The sequence below is a fragment of the Pseudomonas sp. S2_H10 genome (assembly GCF_054668285.1).
Genome location: NZ_CP162754.1, coordinates 569,313 through 590,240 on the forward strand (window position 1 = coordinate 569,313; position 20,928 = coordinate 590,240).

At 59.4% G+C, this 20,928-nt stretch carries 21 protein-coding genes and 1 pseudogene; 15 read left to right on the forward strand and 7 right to left on the reverse strand.

Annotated features, from left to right (window positions below):
• Positions 1–52: 52 nt before the first annotated feature.
• Entirely contained in the window at positions 53–400 is a 348-nt protein-coding gene (locus AB4O16_RS02475) for a hypothetical protein (protein ID WP_160385512.1), read from the reverse strand.
• Between the two features lie 193 nt (positions 401–593).
• Here AB4O16_RS02475 and ku point away from each other — a divergent pair, with 193 nt between their 5' ends.
• Positions 594–1,454 (forward strand): non-homologous end joining protein Ku, encoded by an 861-nt coding sequence (gene ku, locus AB4O16_RS02480; RefSeq protein WP_160385511.1) that lies wholly within the window; start codon positions 594–596, stop codon positions 1,452–1,454.
• A 91-nt stretch (positions 1,455–1,545) separates the two neighbouring features.
• Here the strand turns inward: ku and lpxO are convergent, their stop codons facing one another.
• Positions 1,546–2,445, reverse strand: coding sequence for a lipid A hydroxylase LpxO (gene lpxO / locus AB4O16_RS02485; protein WP_160385510.1), 900 nt, complete (start codon positions 2,443–2,445; stop codon positions 1,546–1,548).
• A gap of 488 nt (positions 2,446–2,933) precedes the next feature.
• On the opposite strand from lpxO, the gene AB4O16_RS02490 reads away from it, so the two are divergent.
• The gene (locus AB4O16_RS02490; RefSeq protein WP_160385509.1) at positions 2,934–4,520 is read left to right on the forward strand and encodes an ABC-F family ATPase; all 1,587 of its coding nucleotides are present in this window, start codon (positions 2,934–2,936) and stop codon (positions 4,518–4,520) included.
• Positions 4,521–4,784: 264 nt separating this feature from the next.
• A complete protein-coding gene (locus tag AB4O16_RS02495; RefSeq protein ID WP_460156904.1) occupies positions 4,785–5,972 on the forward strand; it encodes an MFS transporter in 1,188 nt (395 codons plus the stop codon).
• Between the two features lie 149 nt (positions 5,973–6,121).
• Here the strand turns inward: AB4O16_RS02495 and AB4O16_RS02500 are convergent, their stop codons facing one another.
• A complete protein-coding gene (locus AB4O16_RS02500) occupies positions 6,122–7,159 on the reverse strand; it encodes an alpha/beta hydrolase family protein (protein ID WP_460156905.1) in 1,038 nt (345 codons plus the stop codon).
• Positions 7,160–7,327: 168 nt separating this feature from the next.
• Positions 7,328–7,939: an FMN-dependent NADH-azoreductase gene (locus AB4O16_RS02505; protein ID WP_160385506.1), complete on the reverse strand. Its 612-nt coding sequence runs from the start codon at positions 7,937–7,939 to the stop codon at positions 7,328–7,330.
• Positions 7,940–8,070: 131 nt separating this feature from the next.
• Here AB4O16_RS02505 and AB4O16_RS02510 point away from each other — a divergent pair, with 131 nt between their 5' ends.
• Both AB4O16_RS02510 and AB4O16_RS02515 read left to right on the forward strand, forming a co-directional pair.
• Positions 8,071–8,979 (forward strand): LysR substrate-binding domain-containing protein, encoded by a 909-nt coding sequence (locus tag AB4O16_RS02510; RefSeq protein ID WP_460156906.1) that lies wholly within the window; start codon positions 8,071–8,073, stop codon positions 8,977–8,979.
• Entirely contained in the window at positions 8,976–9,335 is a 360-nt protein-coding gene (locus tag AB4O16_RS02515; protein WP_460156907.1) for an MmcQ/YjbR family DNA-binding protein, read from the forward strand. Before AB4O16_RS02510 ends, AB4O16_RS02515 begins: the two co-directional genes overlap by 4 nt.
• Before the next feature lie 11 nt (positions 9,336–9,346).
• Here AB4O16_RS02515 and AB4O16_RS02520 read toward each other — a convergent pair whose 3' ends face one another.
• Both AB4O16_RS02520 and AB4O16_RS02525 read right to left on the reverse strand, forming a co-directional pair.
• Positions 9,347–9,775, reverse strand: coding sequence for a DUF1294 domain-containing protein (locus AB4O16_RS02520; protein WP_160385503.1), 429 nt, complete (start codon positions 9,773–9,775; stop codon positions 9,347–9,349).
• Complete coding sequence (locus AB4O16_RS02525) at positions 9,772–10,602, reverse strand: undecaprenyl-diphosphate phosphatase (RefSeq protein ID WP_160385502.1); 831 nt, start codon at positions 10,600–10,602, stop codon at positions 9,772–9,774. Before AB4O16_RS02525 ends, AB4O16_RS02520 begins: the two co-directional genes overlap by 4 nt.
• Positions 10,603–10,836: 234 nt before the next feature.
• Between AB4O16_RS02525 and pnuC the strand changes: the two genes are divergently transcribed.
• The 8 genes and pseudogenes from pnuC (at position 10,837) to AB4O16_RS02565 (ending at position 17,099) form a co-directional block, all read left to right on the forward strand.
• Positions 10,837–11,400, forward strand: a complete 564-nt coding sequence (gene pnuC, locus AB4O16_RS02530; protein ID WP_160385501.1) for a nicotinamide riboside transporter PnuC — start codon at positions 10,837–10,839, stop codon at positions 11,398–11,400.
• Entirely contained in the window at positions 11,397–11,921 is a 525-nt protein-coding gene (locus tag AB4O16_RS02535) for an AAA family ATPase (RefSeq protein WP_460156908.1), read from the forward strand. Before pnuC ends, AB4O16_RS02535 begins: the two co-directional genes overlap by 4 nt.
• Before the next feature lie 356 nt (positions 11,922–12,277).
• Positions 12,278–12,715: a hypothetical protein gene (locus AB4O16_RS02540; RefSeq protein WP_160385499.1), complete on the forward strand. Its 438-nt coding sequence runs from the start codon at positions 12,278–12,280 to the stop codon at positions 12,713–12,715.
• Between the two features lies 1 nt (position 12,716).
• Positions 12,717–13,307, forward strand: a complete 591-nt coding sequence (locus AB4O16_RS02545) for an adhesin (protein WP_160385498.1) — start codon at positions 12,717–12,719, stop codon at positions 13,305–13,307.
• A gap of 64 nt (positions 13,308–13,371) precedes the next feature.
• Positions 13,372–14,205, forward strand: coding sequence for a heme utilization protein (locus AB4O16_RS02550; protein ID WP_160385497.1), 834 nt, complete (start codon positions 13,372–13,374; stop codon positions 14,203–14,205).
• 61 nt (positions 14,206–14,266) lie between these two features.
• Positions 14,267–14,947 (forward strand): C39 family peptidase, encoded by a 681-nt coding sequence (locus AB4O16_RS02555; RefSeq protein WP_460156909.1) that lies wholly within the window; start codon positions 14,267–14,269, stop codon positions 14,945–14,947.
• A gap of 26 nt (positions 14,948–14,973) precedes the next feature.
• Complete coding sequence (locus AB4O16_RS02560; RefSeq protein ID WP_460156910.1) at positions 14,974–15,747, forward strand: hypothetical protein; 774 nt, start codon at positions 14,974–14,976, stop codon at positions 15,745–15,747.
• A 45-nt stretch (positions 15,748–15,792) separates the two neighbouring features.
• Positions 15,793–17,099: pseudogene (locus AB4O16_RS02565) on the forward strand (hypothetical protein).
• 268 nt (positions 17,100–17,367) lie between these two features.
• On the opposite strand, the gene AB4O16_RS02570 reads toward AB4O16_RS02565, so the two are convergent.
• Entirely contained in the window at positions 17,368–18,693 is a 1,326-nt protein-coding gene (locus tag AB4O16_RS02570; RefSeq protein ID WP_460156911.1) for a sigma-54 dependent transcriptional regulator, read from the reverse strand.
• Between the two features lie 342 nt (positions 18,694–19,035).
• On the opposite strand from AB4O16_RS02570, the gene AB4O16_RS02575 reads away from it, so the two are divergent.
• Both AB4O16_RS02575 and AB4O16_RS02580 read left to right on the forward strand, forming a co-directional pair.
• Positions 19,036–19,302 (forward strand): hypothetical protein, encoded by a 267-nt coding sequence (locus AB4O16_RS02575; protein WP_007970062.1) that lies wholly within the window; start codon positions 19,036–19,038, stop codon positions 19,300–19,302.
• Between the two features lie 285 nt (positions 19,303–19,587).
• On the forward strand, positions 19,588–20,877 hold the full coding sequence (locus AB4O16_RS02580; RefSeq protein WP_160385492.1) for an NHL repeat-containing protein: 1,290 nt from the start codon (positions 19,588–19,590) through the stop codon (positions 20,875–20,877).
• Positions 20,878–20,928: the final 51 nt, after the last annotated feature.

Genomic DNA, 20,928 nt, shown 5'->3' on the forward strand with positions numbered 1-20,928 from the left:
GAAGTTTGGTGGGGGTCGGTAAAAAATAGCGGGCAGATGTCATGCCCGCCACTCAACGGTTGCTGCTACCGGTGTCACGAGGGGCAGGATTGGGTATGAATTTCGGTGGACTGGCGGGCGCGGTGCGCTCGGGATAACGATTGCCGATACCGCCGTTGTCCAGCGTCGGCGGGCGCGGAACCGGGACGGTGTTCGGTCCGCGAATGGCCGGGGCACTGGGTCGAGTGCCTTGCATGCTGTTGGGGTTTGCCCGGTTGATCGGGCTGCTGTAGGGATTGTTGTTGGTGCGGCCCGGCAGGTTCTGGGCCAATTGCCACGACGCAGGGGTATCGGCCTGGACCCATGGCCCGAGTACAGCACTCATGAGCAGCGCGATGGCGCCAAACACATATCGGTTCATGGCAATGCCTCTGTGCGTGACGTGGATAAGGACTTCGATACCACGCTACGCCCGGGGTTCGGATTTGTTAACAAAAACCTCCCCGGCAAGATGTAACACCACGTTGATCCGGCCACGGGAACGGCCGCGCAAGCCACTGAAACTTTTGCTCGAGGCCGCAGGTCACCTGAACATCACTCGCGAGTAGACGACCATGGCACGGGCAATCTGGAAAGGCGCAATCAGCTTCGGACTGGTGCACATCCCTGTGGCGCTGGTCTCGGCAACGTCATCCCAGGGCGTCGATTTCGACTGGCTCGACAGCCGCAGCATGGACCCGGTGGGCTACAAGCGAGTCAACAAGGTCACGGGCAAGGAAGTCACCAAGGAGCACATCGTCAAGGGCGTGCAATACGAAAAGGGACGGTACGTGGTGCTCAGCGAAGAGGAGATCCGCTCCGCTCATCCGCTCTCGACCCAGACCATCGACATCTTTTCCTTTGTCGACGGCGAGCAGATTCCCTTGCAGAACATCGACACGCCTTACTACCTGGCACCCGACAAGCGCGGCGGCAAAGTCTATGCACTGTTGCGCGAAACCCTGAGCAAAACCGGCAAGGTCGCCCTGGCCCATGTGGTCCTGCATACCCGACAGCACCTGGCTGCGCTGATGCCACTGGAGTCGGCCCTGGTCCTGGTGATGCTGCGCTGGCCGGCGGAGGTGCGAAGTCTCGATGAACTGGCGCTGGGCAGCGAAGTGACCAAGCCGGAACTCGCCAAGGGCGAACTGGACATGGCCAAGCGGCTGGTGGAAGACATGACGGCCGAGTGGACGCCCGAGGACTATCGGGACGGTTTCGAAGACAAGATCATGGCCCTGGTGGACAAAAAGGCCCATGAAGGCAAGATCGAAGATGTCGAGACTGCCAGCGGCGAAGAAGAGCGCAAAACGGCGGATGTCATTGACTTGACCGAGTTGCTCAAGCGCAGCCTGGGTAGCAAGGGGGCCGGCAAGGCAGCGGCGAAGCCGAAGGCGAGCAGCAAACCGGCGGCGAGGAGGAAAGCCAGCAAGTGATTCGCTGGATGTTCCGGCCTCATCGCGGGCAAGCCACGCTCCCACAAGGATGCGGTGTTGCAGGGATGGGACCTGCCACCAGGCACGCTTCTCAGATCAGAACGAACACCGCCAGCAACCCGGCAAAGATCGACCACTTCTGGAGGTAGTAAAGCTTGCGGTTGCGCTTCTTGAGTTGCTTGGCGCGCAGGCGAACCTTGTAGACCTTGCCGAACAGTCGGTTGATGCCACCGACCTTGTCGCCGGCCTCGTTCGGCGCACCCGCCGCCGACATGACATTGCGACTGAACCAGCGATTGAATGCCGCAGCCCAGCGATATTTCATCGGCCGCTCGACGTCGCAGAACAGGATGATGCGGTTCTGCTGCGTGGTGTTTTGCGCGTAATGAATGTAGGTCTCGTCGAACATCACCGCTTCACCATCGCGCCAATGGTAGTTCTGGCCATCGACATTGATGTAGCAACCCTCGGCGTTGGGGGTCTCCAGGCCCAGGTGATAGCGGTACGAGCCGGCATACGGGTCGCGGTGGCGCACCAGTTTCGAGCCCGGTGGCAACTCGGCGAACATTGCCGCCTTGATCGAACCGATGCTCTGCACCAGCTCCGTGGTGCGCGGACAAAGCTTCATGGCCGACGGGTGGCTGTCGCCGTACCACTTCAGATAGAAGCGCTTCCAGCCGGTCTTGAAAAACGAGTTGAAACCGACGTCATCGTATTGGTTCGAACGCTTGATCTCGCCGGCATGCAGCAAGTTCTGCCCTTCGGCACGAATCTCTTCCCAGTGCGCCTGCAGCGGACTCAGGTCGGGGAAGTCGGCCGGGTCGAGATAGGGTTTGTTGGGGATTTTCGAAAACAGATAAAGAAAGCAGTTGATCGGCGCCAGAAACGTCGAATGATCGCTCAACTGGCGGCCCAGCTTGTGGCGCACCTGGCCCCGCAGATGGACATATGCGATAGAGACAACATAGATAACGGCAATGATCAGTTTCACGGAAATCGTCACACGTCAGAAGGAATCAAACTGCGCCCTTTACCGGCATGCCGGTCCCCGAGGCTTTTGCAGCGACTGAATACGAAACTACAGCCTTGTGTGCCATCGAGTCACGCCGATGATCGGCATTGAGCCGATGGATGGCAATTTAGCCACAGTTTGTAACCAATAGTTAACTCGCATCTGTGAAAATGTGTCTACAAAATCCGCCGAAACGTTGCCGGGGCCTCAACGCCCTATCGTTTAAAGAGCCAGACCAGTACAATCGCCGCCAAACTTTACGCGCCCCCAGGTTGAGAGCGGGAAACCTCCCCTTTCAGCGCACGTTGACTCGGGTCGGGCGCGCCACATGCTGCTGTCCACTTAATGCCAGATGGATCTTCCACTGCCGCTCGGGATGAATGTTCCGGGGTCCGGACGGTGGGAACGGGTACTGAACCGGTACTGCCGCAACCCTAGCTACTCTGAATGCTTCGCAGGAAAAACCTTTGATTTCTACAGCTAACATCACGATGCAGTTCGGCGCCAAGCCGCTCTTCGAAAACGTTTCGGTCAAGTTCAACGGTGGCAACCGTTACGGTCTGATCGGCGCCAACGGTTGCGGCAAGTCGACCTTCATGAAGATTCTCGGCAATGACCTCGAGCCGTCCGGCGGTCAGGTCATGCTGGAGCCGAACGTGCGCCTGGGTAAATTGCGCCAGGACCAGTTCGCCTACGAAGAATTCACCGTGATCGACACTGTGATCATGGGTCACGAAGAGCTGTGGAAGGTCAAGGCCGAGCGCGATCGCATCTATTCGCTGCCGGAAATGAGCGAAGACGACGGCATGGCCGTGGCCGAGCTGGAAACCGAATTCGCCGAAATGGACGGCTACACCGCCGAATCCCGCGCCGGTGAATTGCTGCTGGGCCTGGGCATTCCCCTGGAACAGCATTTCGGTCCGATGTCCGAAGTGGCTCCGGGCTGGAAACTGCGGGTGTTGCTGGCTCAGGCGCTGTTCTCCGATCCGGAAGTGCTGTTGCTCGACGAACCGACCAACCACCTGGACATCAACACCATCCGCTGGCTGGAAACGATCCTCAAGGCGCGTAACAGCACCATGATCATCATTTCCCACGACCGTCACTTCCTCAACAGCGTCTGCACTCACATGGCCGACCTGGACTACGGCGAGCTGCGCCTGTTCCCGGGCAACTACGACGAGTACATGACCGCGGCGACCCAGTCCCGTGAGCAATTGCTGTCGGACAACGCCAAGAAGAAAGCGCAGATCTCGGAACTGCAAACGTTCGTCAGCCGCTTCTCGGCCAACGCCTCGAAAGCCAAGCAGGCCACTTCCCGTGCCAAGCAGATCGACAAGATCCAGCTGGCCGAAGTCAAGCCATCGAGCCGCGTGAGCCCGTTCATCCGCTTCGAACAGACCAAGAAACTGCACCGCCAGGCCGTGACCATCGAGCAGATGTCCAAGGGCTTCGACGGCAAGACCCTGTTCAAGAACTTCAGCTTCACCGTCGAAGCCGGCGAGCGCGTGGCGATCATCGGCCCGAACGGTATCGGCAAGACCACCCTGCTGCGCACCTTGATGGGTGAGCTGACCCCGGACGCCGGTTCCGTGAAGTGGACCGAAAGCGCGGAGCTGGGCTACTACGCCCAGGACCACGCCCATGACTTCGAAGACGACGTCAGCCTGTTCGACTGGATGGGCCAGTGGACTCAGGGCGAGCAGATCATTCGCGGCACTTTGGGTCGCATGCTGTTCTCCAACGACGAGATCCTCAAGTCGGTCAAGGTCATCTCCGGTGGAGAGCAAGGCCGCATGCTGTTCGGCAAGCTGATCCTGCAAAAGCCGAACGTGCTGGTGATGGACGAACCGACCAACCACCTGGACATGGAATCCATCGAAGCGCTGAACCTGGCGCTGGAAAACTACCCGGGCACGCTGATCTTCGTCAGCCACGACCGTGAGTTCGTATCGTCCCTGGCGACCCGCATCATCGAGTTGAGCCCGAACGGCGTGACCGACTTCAGCGGCACCTATGATGACTACCTGCGTAGCCAGGGTGTGGTTTTCTAAGCGTCAGTTGCCATTGAAAAGCCCTGTCCATGTGACGGGGCTTTTTGCATTCAGGGGACCGATTTTTTTGTTGGTGCATCCACCATCGCGAGCAGGCTCGCTCCCACAGGGGAATGCATTCCAAATGTGGGAGCGACGGTGCGGCGATCCGACCTGCTCGCGATGAGGCCATCAAAAATGCCGATAATTAGTTAGCCAGCTTCCTTTTATTTCACACCCAAGCCATGATGCAATTCTCCCACCGCCGCCCGCGAACGAGCCCTCATGCCTGCGCCGCAACAGCCACCGCAAAGCTCCATGGCGATCACCCTGCAGATCGTCTCCATCGTTTTCTATACCTTTGTTGCCTTCCTTTGCATCGGTTTGCCGATTGCGGTGTTGCCGGGTTATGTCCACGAACAACTCGGTTTCAGCGCCATCGTGGCCGGGTTGACCATCGGCTCGCAATACCTCGCCACCCTGCTCAGCCGGCCCATGGCCGGGCGGATGTCCGATAGCGTCGGCACTAAGCGCGCAATCGTCTATGGCTTGTCGGGGATTGTGCTCAGTGGCGTGCTGACCTGGCTGTCGACCCTGCTGCAAGGCATTCCCCTGCTCAGCCTGCTGATTTTGATCGCCGGGCGCCTGTTGCTGGGGATCGCCCAAGGGTTGATCGGCGTCGGCACCATCAGTTGGTGCATGGGCCAGGTGGGCGCCGAGCACACCGCGCGGTCGATTTCCTGGAACGGCATCGCCTCCTATGGTGCGATTGCCATCGGTGCACCGCTGGGCGTGGTGATGGTGCAACAGTACGGTTTCACCAGCCTGGGCATCGCCCTCTCGGTGCTGGCCCTGGCCGCACTGTTGCTGATTCGCAACAAGCCCTCGGTACCCGTGGTGCGTGGTGAGCGCCTGCCATTTTGGGCGGTGTTCGGGCGCATTGCGCCGTTTGGCGCGAGCCTGAGCCTGGCGTCCATCGGCTACGGCACCCTGACGACTTTTATCACCCTGTATTACGTCAATCGCGGCTGGACCGGCGCCGCTTATTGCCTGACCGTGTTCGGGGTGTGTTTCATTCTCTCGCGGCTACTGTTCATTTCCGCCATCAGCCGTTTTGGCGGGTTCACCTCGGCCATTGCCTGCATGTGCATCGAGACGGTTGGCCTGGTGTTGCTGTGGCTGGCCCCTTCGACCGGGTATGCGCTCATTGGCGCCGGTCTGACCGGGTTCGGCCTGTCCCTGGTGTATCCGGCGTTGGGGGTCGAAGCTATCAAACAGGTGCCCAATTCAAGCCGGGGCGCGGGGCTGAGTGCTTATGCGGTGTTTTTCGACCTGGCGCTGGCAATCGCCGGCCCGTTGATGGGCGCAGTGGCGTTGAACCTGGGTTACGGGTGGATTTTCTTCTGTGCGGCGTTGTTGTCGGTGACAGGCCTTGGTCTGACGTTGCTGCTCAAGCGTCGTTCGATGACGTAAGCCTTGGTGCTGACCCTGTGGGAGCGAGCTTGCTCCGGGCGGCGTTCCGACGATGGCGGAGTATCTGTTGACATCGATGTTGGATGTGATGGCCCCATCGTCGGAACGCCGCCCGGAGCAAGCTCGCTCCCACAAGGGGGATGTGCAAACTACTGATCAGCCGTCTGCATCCCGGCCCGGGTCGGTCTGCCCAGAGTACGCGAGAAGAAGCTCCCGGCTTCAGAGATCAAATTGCGGTGAATGTCTTGCCGATCGACGCCATCGGCATCGGTGCACAGCGCGGGCATGATCGCAATCTGCTCGTCATTGCACGGTGCCATGAAGACGAAGTGCCCTGCCCCCGCCAGTAACTTGAAGTCCGGTGCCGTAGGCAGTTTGCGCGCCAGTGCCGCGGCGTTCTTGTCGACAGCCACCAGTTTGTCGCCGTCGCCGCTGTAAAGCAGCACCGGCACATGCACGTCGGCCAGGGTGTGGCGGCCGAATTTCAGGCTCAACGGCGCCATCAGCATCAGCGCGTGCACGCGCGGATCGGCCACCGGTTGCAAATCGTCGCGGTCGACAATCAATTCACCCTGGGTGTTGCAGGCATCGTGGTCGTCCGGGCGTTCCTGGCAGTAACGGCGCAGGCGATCCAGGTCCGGGGTCGCGCCGGACAGAATCAATGCGGTTTCGCCTCCGGCCGAATAGCCGATGACCCCCACCTGATTGGCATTGACGAACGGCGACAGCATACGGTCGCCCAAGGTGGCGGTAATGGCTTCGGAAATCTGGATTGGCCGACCATACAGGTTACTCAAAGTACCGAGGCGGCTGTGGTCCCTGGAGTTGTCACCGGGGTGGATCACCGCCACCACGACGAAGCCTTTGCGTGCCAGTGAGGTCGCGAGGTCGTGCAAGGCCAGCGGGGTGCCGGTGTTGCCGTGGGACAACATCAGCATCGGAAACCGGCCGATGGCGACTTTGGTGTCCTCCCCGGCTTCGACCGTGTAACCCTCGAGTTTGCTGGTGTGCTCCCAGTCACTGGAAGGATAGAAGGCGATGGCGCGCATCGGCTGCAGGTCCAGCGGGTCGAGAAAGGTCATCTCATGGAAGCCGACGCTCCAGTGCGGATGCGGTGCAGGCGCGGCGTGCACTGTATTCAGGCTACCGAGCAGGCAAATCAGCAAAGTTGCACAAAGACGCATCATGGATGCCCCCACCTTGTTACCGGACTTGAGACGTGAACCCTTGACTGCATAAGCCGGGCCACAATCTGAAACGACCAGAAACAAAAAACTCCGTAGCTGGTACTTGCGTAACCAGAATACAGAGTTTTTTGGGGTTTACCTGAACAGTTGCTTACTTTTACGCAAGCCTTACGCGGCGGCGAACAATTGCTCGCTGATTTGTGCGTGGGCTGCGCTCATGGCTTTGTTGCGCACGTCGTCACCGTAAGCCAGGCCTTCGGCGCGGACGATTTCGATGTCGGTGATGCCGATGAAACCGAACAGCACCTTCAAGTACTCTTCGTGGGCAACACCGGTGGCCTGACCGGCGTGCATGCCGCCGGAAGTGGAGACGATCACCACTTTCTTGCCACCGCACAGGCCTTCAGGTCCGGCTTCGGTGTAGCGGAAGGTCTGGCCGGCAACGGCGATGCGGTCGATCCACGCTTTCAACTGAGTCGGGATGGTGAAGTTGTACATCGGCGCGGCAATCACTACGGCATCGGCGGCAAGGAATTCGGCCAGGGTCGAGGCGCTCAATTGGGCTTCGTGCTGTTGTGCGGCGTTGCGCAGTTCAGCGGTGGTGCCGGCGGCGACCAGGGTGGTGGAAGAGAAGTGGCTGATGGCGTCGGCGGCCAGGTCACGGTAGGTCACCACGGCGGTTGGCTCGGCAGCTTGCCAGGCCTTGACGACTTCGCCGCTCAACTGACGGGAAGCCGAGTTGTCGCCCAGGATGCTCGAATCGATATGCAGCAGTTTCATGTGGGATCTCCAAGTGAGGATCGCCCACAAGGGCGATCTGATGGGACTAATCCTACAGACGAAACCAATAGCTGATTAGACGGCAACAATGCGATAGTTCGTCCCACAGATAGAACAATCAGGTTCACATCATGCAAGACCTCAACGACCTGTACTACTTCGCCAAAGTCGTGGAAGCCGGCGGCTTCGCGGCGGCCGGACGATTGCTCGGCATCCCCAAGTCCCGACTGTCACGGCGTATCGCCGAACTGGAGGAGCGCCTTGGCGCACGTTTGCTGCAACGCACCACCCGCCAGCTGAAACTGACCGCCGTGGGTGAACGCTACCTCAGGCACTGCCAGGCGATGCTGCTGGAAGCGGAAATGGCCGACGAGGCCGTCGCCAGCATGTCCAGTGAGCCTCGCGGGCGTTTGCGGGTATCCTGCCCCGTCGGGTTGGCCCATGAAATATTACCGGGGGTGATCAGCGACTTTCTCGAACGGTTTCCGCAAGTCCAGTTGGAGGTCATGCTGCTCAACCGCCGGGTCGACCTGGTGAACGAAGGCATCGACGTTGCCCTGCGTGTGCGGGAACTGGGCGACGAGGATCCGTTGCTGGTCACCCGCCGGCTGCGTCAGGCGCAGATGCTGATGGTCGCCAGTCCCGGCTTCCTTGTGGGTCGTCAAATCAACCACCCGGAAGACTTGAAAAACCTGCCGGTGCTCGGCGCACTCGAACCCGACCGCATGGTGCACATCCGCATGCTGGATCAACAGGGCAAAAGCTGTGAACTCGCGCTTGAAGCCCGGCTGGGCATCGATGACTTTATCGTGCGCAAGGCCAGCACCCTCTCCGGCCTGGGCTTTACGATGCTGCCCATGATGTATTGCGAACAGGAACTGGAAAACGGCTCTCTGGTGCAACTGCTTCCCGAGTGGTCGTTGCCCGGTGGCTGGTTGCAAGCGGTCTATCCTCATCGACGCGGGGTGATGCCGGCGGTACGCGCCTGGATTGACCATCTGGTCGAATCCTTCAATGCCTGTGGGGAACGACTGCTATGAAAGCTGGACGGATGAGCGAAGAGGACGTCGCGACATTTTGCCTTACCCTGCCCGGCGCGCGGGAAGACTATAAATGGGGAGGCGTGCGGGTGTTTTCGATCGCGGGGAACAAGATGTTCGCCTTGCAGGGCCTGCGGGGTGATTCCCTGGCCTTCAAGGTCGACAAGGATCTGTTTCTCGGTCATTGCGACCGCCCGGGGATTCACCCGGCGCCGTATCTGGCCCGCGCCCAGTGGATCATCATGGAAACGCCCTACCCGCTAGGCACCGAAGAACTGCAGGGATTGCTGCAGCGCTCCCACCAATTGGTGGTGAGCAAGCTGCCCAAGCGCACTCAAGTCGGACTGTTGCTTTAGCGCGTTGTCGATCAGATCAAGGCAAGCAGGTTTGCGCCGAGGAACAGGTGATCGATCCAGAACACCTGATGCAGCAGCACGATGATCCAGAACACCAACTGGAACGAGACTTTACGGGTCTTGTGTCGAAACGCTTGCTGGGCCAGCAACGCGCCGGGCCAGCCGCCGGCGAGCTCCAGCGCATGCAGGACGTTTTCCGGTGTGCGCCATTGCTCGGCGCGCGCCTTGCGCTTGTCGTTCCAGTACAGGAAAAACGTGACGACGCTGACGATGCCATAGGCCGCCAGGGGAATCAGCGAATCCCCGTGCAGCCATGACGCCACCGAACCCGACAGCGGCAACGCGCACAGGAGTGCAAACACCAGCCACTTCAGCCGCGGATAACGGACCTGTCCCCCGGACTGGCGTCCGGGGTTGTTGCGCGGGCGCGAGTCACTCACGGCTTGGCCGCGCTCCAGTCAACCCAGCCGAACTGCCAGGTCGCCAGGATGATCAGGCCGAACACGATGCGGTACCAGGCAAACGCCGCATAGCTGTGGTTGGCGATGAACTTGAGCAGCCCGCGGACCGCGATCATGGCAAAAATGAACGCCGTGACGAATCCGACCGCAAACACCGGGAAATCCGCCGGGACAAACAGTTCACGGTATTTGTAACCCGAGTACACCGCGGCACCGACCATCGTTGGCATCGCGAGGAAGAACGAAAACTCGGTTGCGGTCTTGCGCGACAGGCCGAACAGCAACCCGCCGATGATCGTCGAGCCCGAACGCGAAGTGCCCGGAATCATCGCCAGGCATTGGGCGAAGCCGACTTTCAGGGCGTCTTTCCAGGTGATGTCGTCCACGGTTTCGGCGTGCACTTCGTGCTGACGGCGCTCGGCCCACAACATGATGATCCCGCCCACGACCAGTGCCGTTGCCACGGTGATCGGATTGAACAGGTAATGGTGGATCAGGTCGGCGAAGATCACCCCCAATACCACGGCCGGCAGGAACGCGATCAACAGGTTCGCGGTAAACCGGCGGGCACTCGGCTGAGTCGGCAGGCCGACCACCACGTCAAAGATCTTGCGTCGAAATTCCCATACCACCGCCAGGATGGCACCCAGTTGAATAATGATGTTGAACGCCATCGCCCGCTCGCCCCCGAAGCCGAGCAAGTCGGCCACGATGATCTGGTGGCCCGTACTGGAAATGGGCAGGAACTCGGTCAGTCCTTCTACAACCCCAAGAATCAATGCCTGAAAGGCGGTCCAAAGATCCATCAATCCCCCAAAAGGCTATGCACACCGGCATGCCCCGTCAGTATTTTTCAAATGCTTAAAGTGCGATCAGCGTAGCTGAGTTCCCGCGCATCGAGGCTTATCACAGAAGTGTAAAAATCCTGTGTAAAAACAACCCTGATCCGGGTTTACCCGTGCGGGGCCGAAATCCTATCAGACAAGTCCGATCGGCGGTTACAATCCGCCCTCTTCTTCATTTTTCCCCAAGGAAACTTCATGTCCGGGCTTGAACTGTTTGCCGCCGCCCTCGGTGTCATTGCCGTCTGGTTGACGGTCAAACAGAATCCCTGGTGCTGGCCCATCGGCCTGGTCATGGTGCTGCTCTACAGCTGGATCTTTTTTGAGGTGAAACTGTATTCGGACATGCTGCTGCAAGTCGTCTATGCCGGCTTGCAGCTGTACGGCTGGTGGCAATGGACTCGGGTTGGCGAAACGACCCATGGCCGCGAAGTCAGTCGGCTCGACGCTCCAAGGGTGGCGCTGAGCCTGGCCATCGGCGCGGTCGGCAGTCTGTTGCTGGGAGCGGCCATGGCCCACTGGACCGACGCAGCGCAACCCTGGCTCGATGCGGCGCTGACCGGGTTCAGCCTGGTGGCGCAGGTCTGGATGGCGCAAAAACGTGTGCAGTGCTGGCCGTTGTGGATCGCCCTGGACGTGATTTTCGTCGGTTTGTTCGTCTATAAAGGCCTGTACCTGACCGCCACCCTGTACGGTTTGTTCGCCGTTATCGCCGTGTTCGGCTGGCGCGAATGGCGTGCCGACCCGGCCTTGCGCGCATGAAAGTCCTGGTCCTCACAGGCCCCGAATCCAGCGGTAAAAGCTGGCTGGCGGGCGAGTTGCAACAGCGCTTCGGCGGGATGCTGGTGGAAGAGTACGTGCGCCGGTTCATCGAAGAGAATCCGCGGGACACCACGCTGGCCGACATTACGCCCATCGCCCGCGGTCAATTGGCATGGGAAGACCGGGCGCGGGCGCAACAACCACCGTTGCTCATTCTCGACACGCACCTGCTGAGCAATATCCTCTGGAGCCAGACCCTGTTTGGCGATTGTCCCGACTGGATTGAACAGGCGCTGCTGGCCCGGCATTACGACCTGCACCTGCTGCTGTCGCCGGAACAGGTCGAATGGACGGACGATGGTCAGCGTTGCCAGCCCCGATTGAGTGAGCGCCAGGCATTTTTCGAGCAGACCCTCGCCTGGCTTGAAGGCCACGCACAACCGGTCCAGGTGCTGCGTGGAGATTGGGCGCAACGCCGAATCCAGGCACTGAACGCCGTGACCCGTTTGCTTGAAACCTGACCGGCACCTGGGGCAATTTCCCCACCACCCCCCCTGTTTTTTGGGGGAAAGTGTCCGATCCTGAAACACCCTACCTGTCTCAAACTACCCATTTCAACGCCCCTCATCGTTTTGTCACCCGACTTGTAAAGGCACTGATACAACAACACGAGAACCTTTGTTCTAGAGGGGTGCGTCGGCATTTCCGGGGTGTTTGCGCCGGGTTCCGTCTCACCGTTGCAACACCCTCGACAAAGGGTTGCCGGAAAAAAACTGCAAGCCATTGAATCAACTCGATTTTCAAATACCGGCACAACTTTCGCTCTATTCCTTGCACAGCTGACCAGGGACGGCCGTCAAATGAAGGAATAACTGTCGTGGGGATACTCAACAAAAAGGGCTTGACGTGCCTCCTGCTGATCGCGAGCGCAGGTGGCACGATACTCAGTTTCAACGCTCAAGCCGAAGGCAACGGTGTCATCGTGCTTGATCGTTCTGTTCACCCGACTCCCATCGGTCGCAGCGGCGGCAGGGATCCGAACCCGGCCACCATCAATGCCAACCCTTCTGCCCGCGTCACCGGCGAACTCAGCGACGCCGATATCGCCGGGGTAACCACCGGAACGACCCCTCATGGCAGCTTCGGGCAAACCCCGGGCGGCATGCAAGGCATGAATGTCATCACCAACCCCAACGGTTTGCCTGGCATGTCCGGCGGCCACGGAGGTGGCAGCGGCGGCGCCATTTCCGGAACCATCAATCGTGCCATGAGCACCGGCCTCGGCTCACTGGGCAGAATGGCGGGAGGTCAATGAGATGGATCGTTCCGTTTCTTTACCTGCCCTGTTACTTGCCCTGCTCGGCTGCACCAGCGTAATGGCCGATTCGGGCGTCAGTTCGGTGAACAATGCCACCCTCCAGGATTCCGGGACTCAATACCGAGGCAACCTCAGCGTCAACCAGGCGGCGGGTGATCAACAGCAGCAGGCCAACGTCCGCGCGATCGCCATCAGTACCGAAGCCGGTGCGACCACCAGCGTCCAGCAGAAAATCACCACGCCCGCCAATCCGTCAATGGATGCGACCGCCAGTATCGGTGGCACCTCCTTCAGTAATGGCAGCGGCGTACTGGGCGTCAACCAGAGTGCCGGGGCGAACAACCAGATGGCCAACGCAATGCGCATCAGCATCGGCGCTGCACCGCAGGCCGTTGACGACAGCGCCCTTTCTCAACAGAACGTGGCGTCGTTACCGAACTCGGGAGCAACTGGCACCCCAAACGGCAGTCGCCAGGTCGTGACAAGCGACCAGGCCTTCACCGGCAGCCGGGGAGTGATCCAGGTGAACCAGAGTGCCGGGGTGGGGAACCGAATGGCTAACACCCTGAGCATCCGGGTCGCTGAGTGACCCCGATACAGTGCAAATGGGGAAGTACCAGCACTTGACCAACTAATGAGCACGGAGAAACACCATGAACCCGACAACTGCTCTCAAACCACTCGCTTTCGCCCTGGCAGCAGTGATGGCACTCGCAGCTCAGGCTGATCCCGTGCAGGGCAATGGACAGGGCAGCAACCAACAGCCTGGTGGCCCGTCGCTGGATCAGATTCTGCAGATTACCGGAGGCGCCGGGGCCGCCGTACTGGATTCGCAGGAAAGCAGTGACAGCGCGACAGTGAACCGGGGCACCCAAAACGACGCTAAAATCGACAGTTCCCTGAACAACGCCAACGGCAACATGGGCGCCAACGTTGCAGCCGGTAACGGCAACCAACAGGACAACGCCGCTGCCCTCGCCACGGCCGACGAAGCCTTCATCTTCGGCTCCGCCGTCACCGTCTCCAGCGCGACTCAGAAAAGCACAGGCAACACCGCCAGGAACCGTTCCAGCACCAACAACACAACGCTCAATAACGCTGGCAACAGCGGTTCCGGCAACATCGGCATCAACGTGACCACCGGCGACTTCAACCAACAGAAAAACAACCTGGCGATAGCCGTTTCGGGCGGCCGTGTGGCCATAGCGGCGGCGGCGGCCAGCCAGAGCACGTCCGGGCTGAAGGTCAGCAACAACGGCAATGCCAGGACTGATTTCGTACCCGTGGGTGTACTCGGTCTGGCTGGCATAACCACTCAACAAGTGACGACGCCGGAAGGCTGGAGACCCCCAGTAACCAACAATGCTTCGATGACGGGCTCGATGAACAACTTCTCCGGCAACGGCGGTGCCAACATATCGTCCGGTGTCGGCAACCAGCAGAGCAACTCGCTGTCCATCGCCGCGGGCTGCAAATCATGCCCATAATCGAGATCGCCATGGAAGCTCCGGCGACGGTGCTTCTCCTCGGTCTCAAGGCATATCGTCCATGTGCAAGACGGCTCTTTTCGCCCTGCTGTGCCTGGCTGGCCTGACCCAGGCTGCACAGATGCCGGTTGCCGCCCTGCCGGGTGGCGTGCTGGTGTACAAGCACGTACAGAGTTTGCGTGAGCGCAAGTTCAGCGACATCGTCGAACAGAAAACCGATTTCAGCTGCGGCGCCGCCGCCCTCGCGACGATACTGCGCCAGGCCTATTGGCTCGACGTCGATGAGGAGCACGTCATCAAAGGCATGCTGGTGTACGCCGACCAGGAGCTGGTTCGTACCCAGGGTTTTTCCATGCTGGACATGAAGCGCTACGTAGAAGGCATCGGCATGCGCGCCCGGGGCTACAGGATCCCGCCTGAAAAACTCGAAGCCGTGACGATTCCGGTGGTGGTATTGATGGAAATTCGCGGTTACAAGCACTTCGTGGTGTTGCAGCGATCGGACAGGAACTGGGTCTATATCGGCGACCCGGTACTCGGTCACAAACGCTACACCCATGATGACTTCGTCAAAGGATGGAATGGCATTATCTTCGCTATCATCGGTCCGGGTTACGACAAAACCAATGCGTTGCGCAGTCCACCGCAACCGCTGACAGCCAAGAACAAGCTGGATAACTTCAACCCGGTCAAGGATGCCGAATTGATGGATTTTGGTTTCATACAGAGCGATTTCTTTTAATCGCCAACAAGATGACAGGGGGCAGGATGCTCCGGGAGCAGCAAATGAAAACCTCGTATTGGGTGGTCGCTACCTGTCTGGCAGCGACCACTTCAGGTTTTGCTGATGAGTTCAGACCCATCGAAATCAAGGACCAGGAACTGGCCGAATTGCGTGGCCGGTATGTGATGCCGGGGCGGATCATCAGCTTCGGCGTTGTCATGAGCAGTACCTGGCGCAACGCCAGTGGTGATCTGATCGGGGCCTCCACCTCGATGCGACTTCAAGCTACAACGGTCAAGCCCGAGTTTTATGTTTCAACCATCAAGCATTCCGGTAAGGGCAGTTCGTCCAACTCGGGTACAGGCTCGGGCACCGGTAATGTAACGGGCGGCGCCGGACTGAGCACCTCTCAAGGCATCACCCAGGTCACACGGGCCGCTGGCGATGACAACAGCTCAAACAACAAGGTCACCATCAACGTCAAAGAGGCCAGCACGGCCACTGCGCCGGTGCGGAGCCGGGGTGAGGCGCTGGCAGCCGGTCAAACCATCACTGGCAGCAATGCTGCAGGCAGCGTCGCTGTGTCCGAGACCGGCGGCGGCGTTCAAGTGGCCATTACCGCCAGCAACAACCAGGGCTCAAGCCTGCAGCAAGTCGCCCAGGGCGGGTTACTGCAAAACACCCGGTTGCTGGGCAACAGCAATGTGGTCAACAACGTGACGCGACTCAACGTCGTGCTCGACAACAAAAGCCCGAGTGCTGGTGCATTGGGCTACAACCTGAACCAACTCGCTGCATTACGGACCTTGGGGTATTGAGCTACGCTGAGACACGAGCATTGGGCACAAATGGGCGGCTTTTTCATGTACCGATTGGTTTCACTGCGTGCAGTCATATGCTTGTGCTCTCTACTCCCGATGGCGATGGTGCAGGCAGCAACTGACCCGGAAATGGAGGCTCTCAAACAAGAACTTCTGGAATTGAAGCAGCGCTACGAAGTCCAGCAAAAAGCCCTGGCGGTTCTGGAACAACGGGTCCGCCAGGTTGAAAACCAGCCCTCTTCGCCCCCTCCCAAACGCCTGGTCAAGTCGCCAGCGGACCTGAAGGGCAACCAGGCAGTCGCCACCGGCACCGGTGCCGCGGCGGCTTCAGGGGGGCCGCCGGGGGCGGCGGCAGCTCTTATGGTCAATCGCTGGTCGATGACTCACAACCGGCACAAAGCGTTTCAAACCTGTATGACGAGGCCAGCGGGTTCTTCGGCGGCGGCAAGTTCAGCGTCGAAACCGGGATAACCTATTCCCGATACGATACCCGCCAACTGGTCCTCAACGGCTTTCTCGCCCTGGACTCGATCTTTTTGGGCGCCATCAACCTGGACCGGATCAAGGCCGACACCTGGACGCTGGACCTCACCGGCCGCTACAACTTCAACAATCGCTGGCAGTTCGACCTGAACGTGCCGGTGGTCTACCGCCAGTCCACGTACCAGTCCGGTGGCGGCAATAACGGCTCCTCCAACGTCACGACCGAAGACACCATCAAGGAAGACCCGGCGATTGGTGACGCCAATTTCGGGATCGCCTACAAATTTCTCGACGAATCGGCCAACACGCCCGATGCCGTGCTGACCTTGCGCGTCAAGGCACCGACCGGCAAAGACCCGTTCGGCATCAAGCTGGTTCGTGTGGACACCAACTCCAACCTGGCCGTGCCTGAGTCCTTGCCGACCGGTAACGGCGTCTGGTCGATTACGCCGGGGATCTCTCTGGTCAAGACGTTCGATCCGGCAGTGCTGTTCGGCAGCCTGTCCTACACGCACAACCTGGAAGAGTCTTTCGACGACATCAGCTCCAACCCGGCGATCAAGACGCCAGGCAAGGTACGCATCGGCGACAGCTTCCAGATCGGTGCCGGCATTGCGTTTGCCCTGAACGAAAAGATGAGCATGTCGTTCTCGGTCTCTGACCTGGTGCAACGCAAAAGCCAGCTCAAGGAAGATGGCGGGGATTGGCAATCGGTGGTGTCCAGCGATGCCAACGCCGGTTACTTCAACATCGGCATGACCATTGCGGCCACCAACAACCTGACCATCGTCCCCAACCTGTCCATCGGCTTGACGGACGACGCCCCGGACTTCCAGTTCAGTTTGAAATTCCCTTACTACTTCTGACCCAAGGCAAAAAACCGCGGCAATTTGCATTGCCGCGGTTTTTTGGGGCTTTCACGGGTTTGGAGGCCCCTCATTGTCGACTCGGACGCGACCTCTTGTAGGAGCCGGCTTGCTGGCGATGGTCGTTAACGCTAACGCGTATGGACTGGATAAACGCGGCGCAGTTGAGTCCTATCGCCAGCAAGCCGGCTCCTACAGTCCATCGTCGGCAAGCCGGCTCCTGCAGTTTCCCGGGAACGCGTGAGGAACCTTTTTTTGCAGTTGGGGTTCAACGAATCTGGTGCTTGTGCAACAACCGGTAGAAGGTCGGACGCGACACCCCCAACACCTTGGCGGCGACACTCAGATTATCGCTGTGGCGGTTCAATACATCGCACAACGCCTGGCGCTCGGCCCGGGTCTTGTATTCTTCGAGGGTGCCCATCGGCGCGGCGATCGTGTGCTGACTGATCAGCCCCAGGTCGCGCGCCTCGATCTGCCGGCCCTCGGCCAACACCAGGCCGCGACGAACACGATTGGCCAGTTCACGCACATTGCCTGGCCAGTCGTGCTTGCCCATGGCAATCAAGGCGTCTTCGCTGAAACTGCGTGGGCGGCGCCCGGTTTCACGGCTATAGAAATGGGAGAAATGGTTGGCCAGCATCGACAAGTCGCCATGGCGCTCGCGCAGCGGAACGGTCACCACCTGCAGGACGTTGAGGCGGTAGTACAAGTCTTCGCGAAAGCGTTTCTTCTCGATGGCGGCTTCAAGGTCGACATTCGTCGCCGCCAGAACCCGCACATCCACCGCGATCGGCTGGCTGCCACCGATGCGCTCGATGTGTTTTTCCTGAAGGAAGCGCAGCAGATTGGCCTGCAACTCCAGTGGCAGGTCACCGATCTCGTCAAGAAACAGCGTGCCGCCGTTGGCGGCTTCTATCCGTCCGATCTTGCGCTGGTGCGCACCGGTAAATGCACCTTTCTCATGGCCGAACAGCTCGGACTGGATCAAATGTTCGGGAATCGCACCACAGTTGATCGCAATGAAGGGTTTGTTGTGACGCTGGGACTGGCGATGCAGGGTTCGTGCGACCAATTCCTTGCCGGTGCCGCTTTCACCGCGAATCAGCACCGCAGATTCGGTCGGAGCCAGTTTGCTCAACAGTTTTCGCAGTTCACGCACAGGTTTGCTATCGCCCAGCAGTTCGTGCTCGGGCTGATCAACATGGACCGTACCCTGCCCACGTAACCGCGCCATGCCGAATGCCCGGCCCAGCGTTACCTGAACCCGGGCCACATCGAATGGCAGGGTATGGAAGTCAAAAAACCATTCACAGACAAAGTCACCGACATTTTGCAGTCGCAGCATTTCCTGATTGAGTACGGCAATCCACTCGGTGCCACTGCGGCTGATCAATTCCTTGACGGCGTCCGGATGCTCAAGGTGAAACGGCTGCAGGCGTAACAAGCCGACGTCACAGGTTCGGTCAGCGGCGTGCTCCAGCGTGCAGCTGTCAACGTCCCAACCGATAGAGCGCAATCCAGGGAGCAGACGATAGCAATCGTCGCAGGGGTCCACCACTAATAGACGTCGTGAAGCAGGTGCATCGCTCATGACTGTTCCTTGGCGCCAAAATAAAGAAAATTTATTAAAAACAGTCATTTGGCGGACCTGACTGTAACGTTAGCAAGAACTTGACGGATCCTTGTACCGTTTGACTATAGGGTTGTCATACATCCAGTTATAAGAAGTGCATTTGATAGTCACCTAACGACTCTTTCCTTTCATTCAGCTTTCAATGCCGGGCTCATTTGCGGGCATATGAAATAAAGTCGAAATTTCTTTTGATTGTGTGTGACCCAACCCCGGGTTGCGGGCATCAGTACAAGTAACCAGCCGAACGGTAAGCCCAACCGACGGCACATCACTTGACTGGGCATACAGAGAGAAGACCCTATGAACGCCCCGCTGCGTATCAACGAAGCACTTCTGATTGCCGACCGCGCATTTAAACCATTCAAATGCGTGGCCTGGGCTCCACAAGACGGTAATGGCGAGCTGAGCCTGACCGTTATCGACCGCACCAGCACCAGCATTGGCCGCAAGCAGATCCCGAGTAGCGCTTATTCCGATCCTGCGCAACTTGAACTGCTGCTGGAACAGGCCCGCGCCGAACTGAGCGAGGAAGGTTACACATTGCAGTCATGGTCGATGCCGCATTAATAGTCTTGCGGATTACCCCGGGGTAATCCGCGCCCTCCCCCTGTATTTAGTTGGGCTGATCGTTCTCGCCCCTCTACACTAAATGCCCCGTTAGTTTGAACTTTTGTGCAGTGGATTCTTTGCAGGCTTGCCATTGGTTCGAAAAGACACTGTTGTGGCACACAGCGACTCTCCGTCCGTTAGTTCTTACAGTTGTGCATCTCCCCATTCAGGGATTGAATATCCTCCTTATAAAGTCGCCACCCAAACTTCTGGATCAGGACGACTCGCAAGGAGATGCGGTTCATGTCAATCCAGTCCGCCATTGCCTGCTCCACCGTCCACGACACTGCCGGCACTCTCGATACGACGTTTGCCGCCCACGGCAAAACCCAGGTGTATTTCGCCGACAGCCTTTCCAGCATGGCCAATGACATCGCCATCGATGCCCAGGGTCGTTTGCTGGTGGCGGCAAAGGTCGGTATGGCCGACGGCAGCCGCTTTGGCCTGGCCCGATTGTTGGAAGACGGGTCGGCAGACCTCGCGTTCGGCCGGCAAGGCAGCGTCATCGGGCAATTCGAACCGGGATTCGAGGCCATGGGTGCCAAGGTCCTGGTCATGCCCGACGGCAATATCCTGTTGGCCGGCCTGCATTATGAAAACGCCAACCGCACACTCCCGGCCCTGGCATTGTTCGATCAGGAGGGTCGCCTGGTTCAAGGCTTTGGCGACAATGGCCGGCGTGTCGTGCGCTTGCCGGGCGGTCTGTCCCTTGGCGTGCGCGATGTCTGGCTGCCCCCCGGAGTGCCGGGCGCGGAAGCCTGCGATGTGGACGTACAGCCAGACGGCCGGATCCTTGTTCTGGCCAACCATCACTTCGAACTGGCCGATCACGTGGGCCTGTTGATACGGCTGGATGTCGAAGGCTCGCTGGACTGCTCGTTCAATGGCCGCGGCTTTGTGGTGGTCCGGCACCTGCTGATGAATACCTGGCTCAGCAGCCTCACGGTACAAAGTGACGGCCGGGTTCTGGTAGCAGGGTCGATCAACTTTCCTGAAGAAGGCTTGCTGGCGCGTTACCACGCCGACGGCCGCCTCGACGACAGTTTTGCCGTGGATGGATTCCTGACGTTCAAGGCGCAGGGCCATGGCGCCCGGGTCAGTCAGGTGGTCCAGCAAAACAACGGCGACGTCTTGTGTTTTGGCAGCAGTCGCGAGCCGATGCAGTGCCTGACATTCAAAATGCACAGCAACGGGCGCCCCGACAATCATTGCAACGGCGGACATCCGCAACGGCTGGAGATCGGTCACAACGGATGCCAGTGGACCGCCGTGCAGCTGCAGCCCGACGGCAGTGTGCTCACGGTGGGTGCAACCATCGGCGGCGTCGAAGCAGACTTCCTTCTCGGTCGCTACCTGCCCGACGGCCATCCCGATTGCCACTTTGGCCCAGGCTGCGGATATACGCGTACCCGCCTCGGCCCCAGCCTGGATACTGCCACCTGTGTCGCCGCGCAGGCCGATGGAAATATCGTCGTGGGCGGCTATTCACTCCACGGAAACTACAAGGCGGTCATCGCTCGCTATCAGGGCTGAACACCTGCATTTTTCCTGCGCTTGATCTTCTCGCGCGCTTGCGGCAACTTG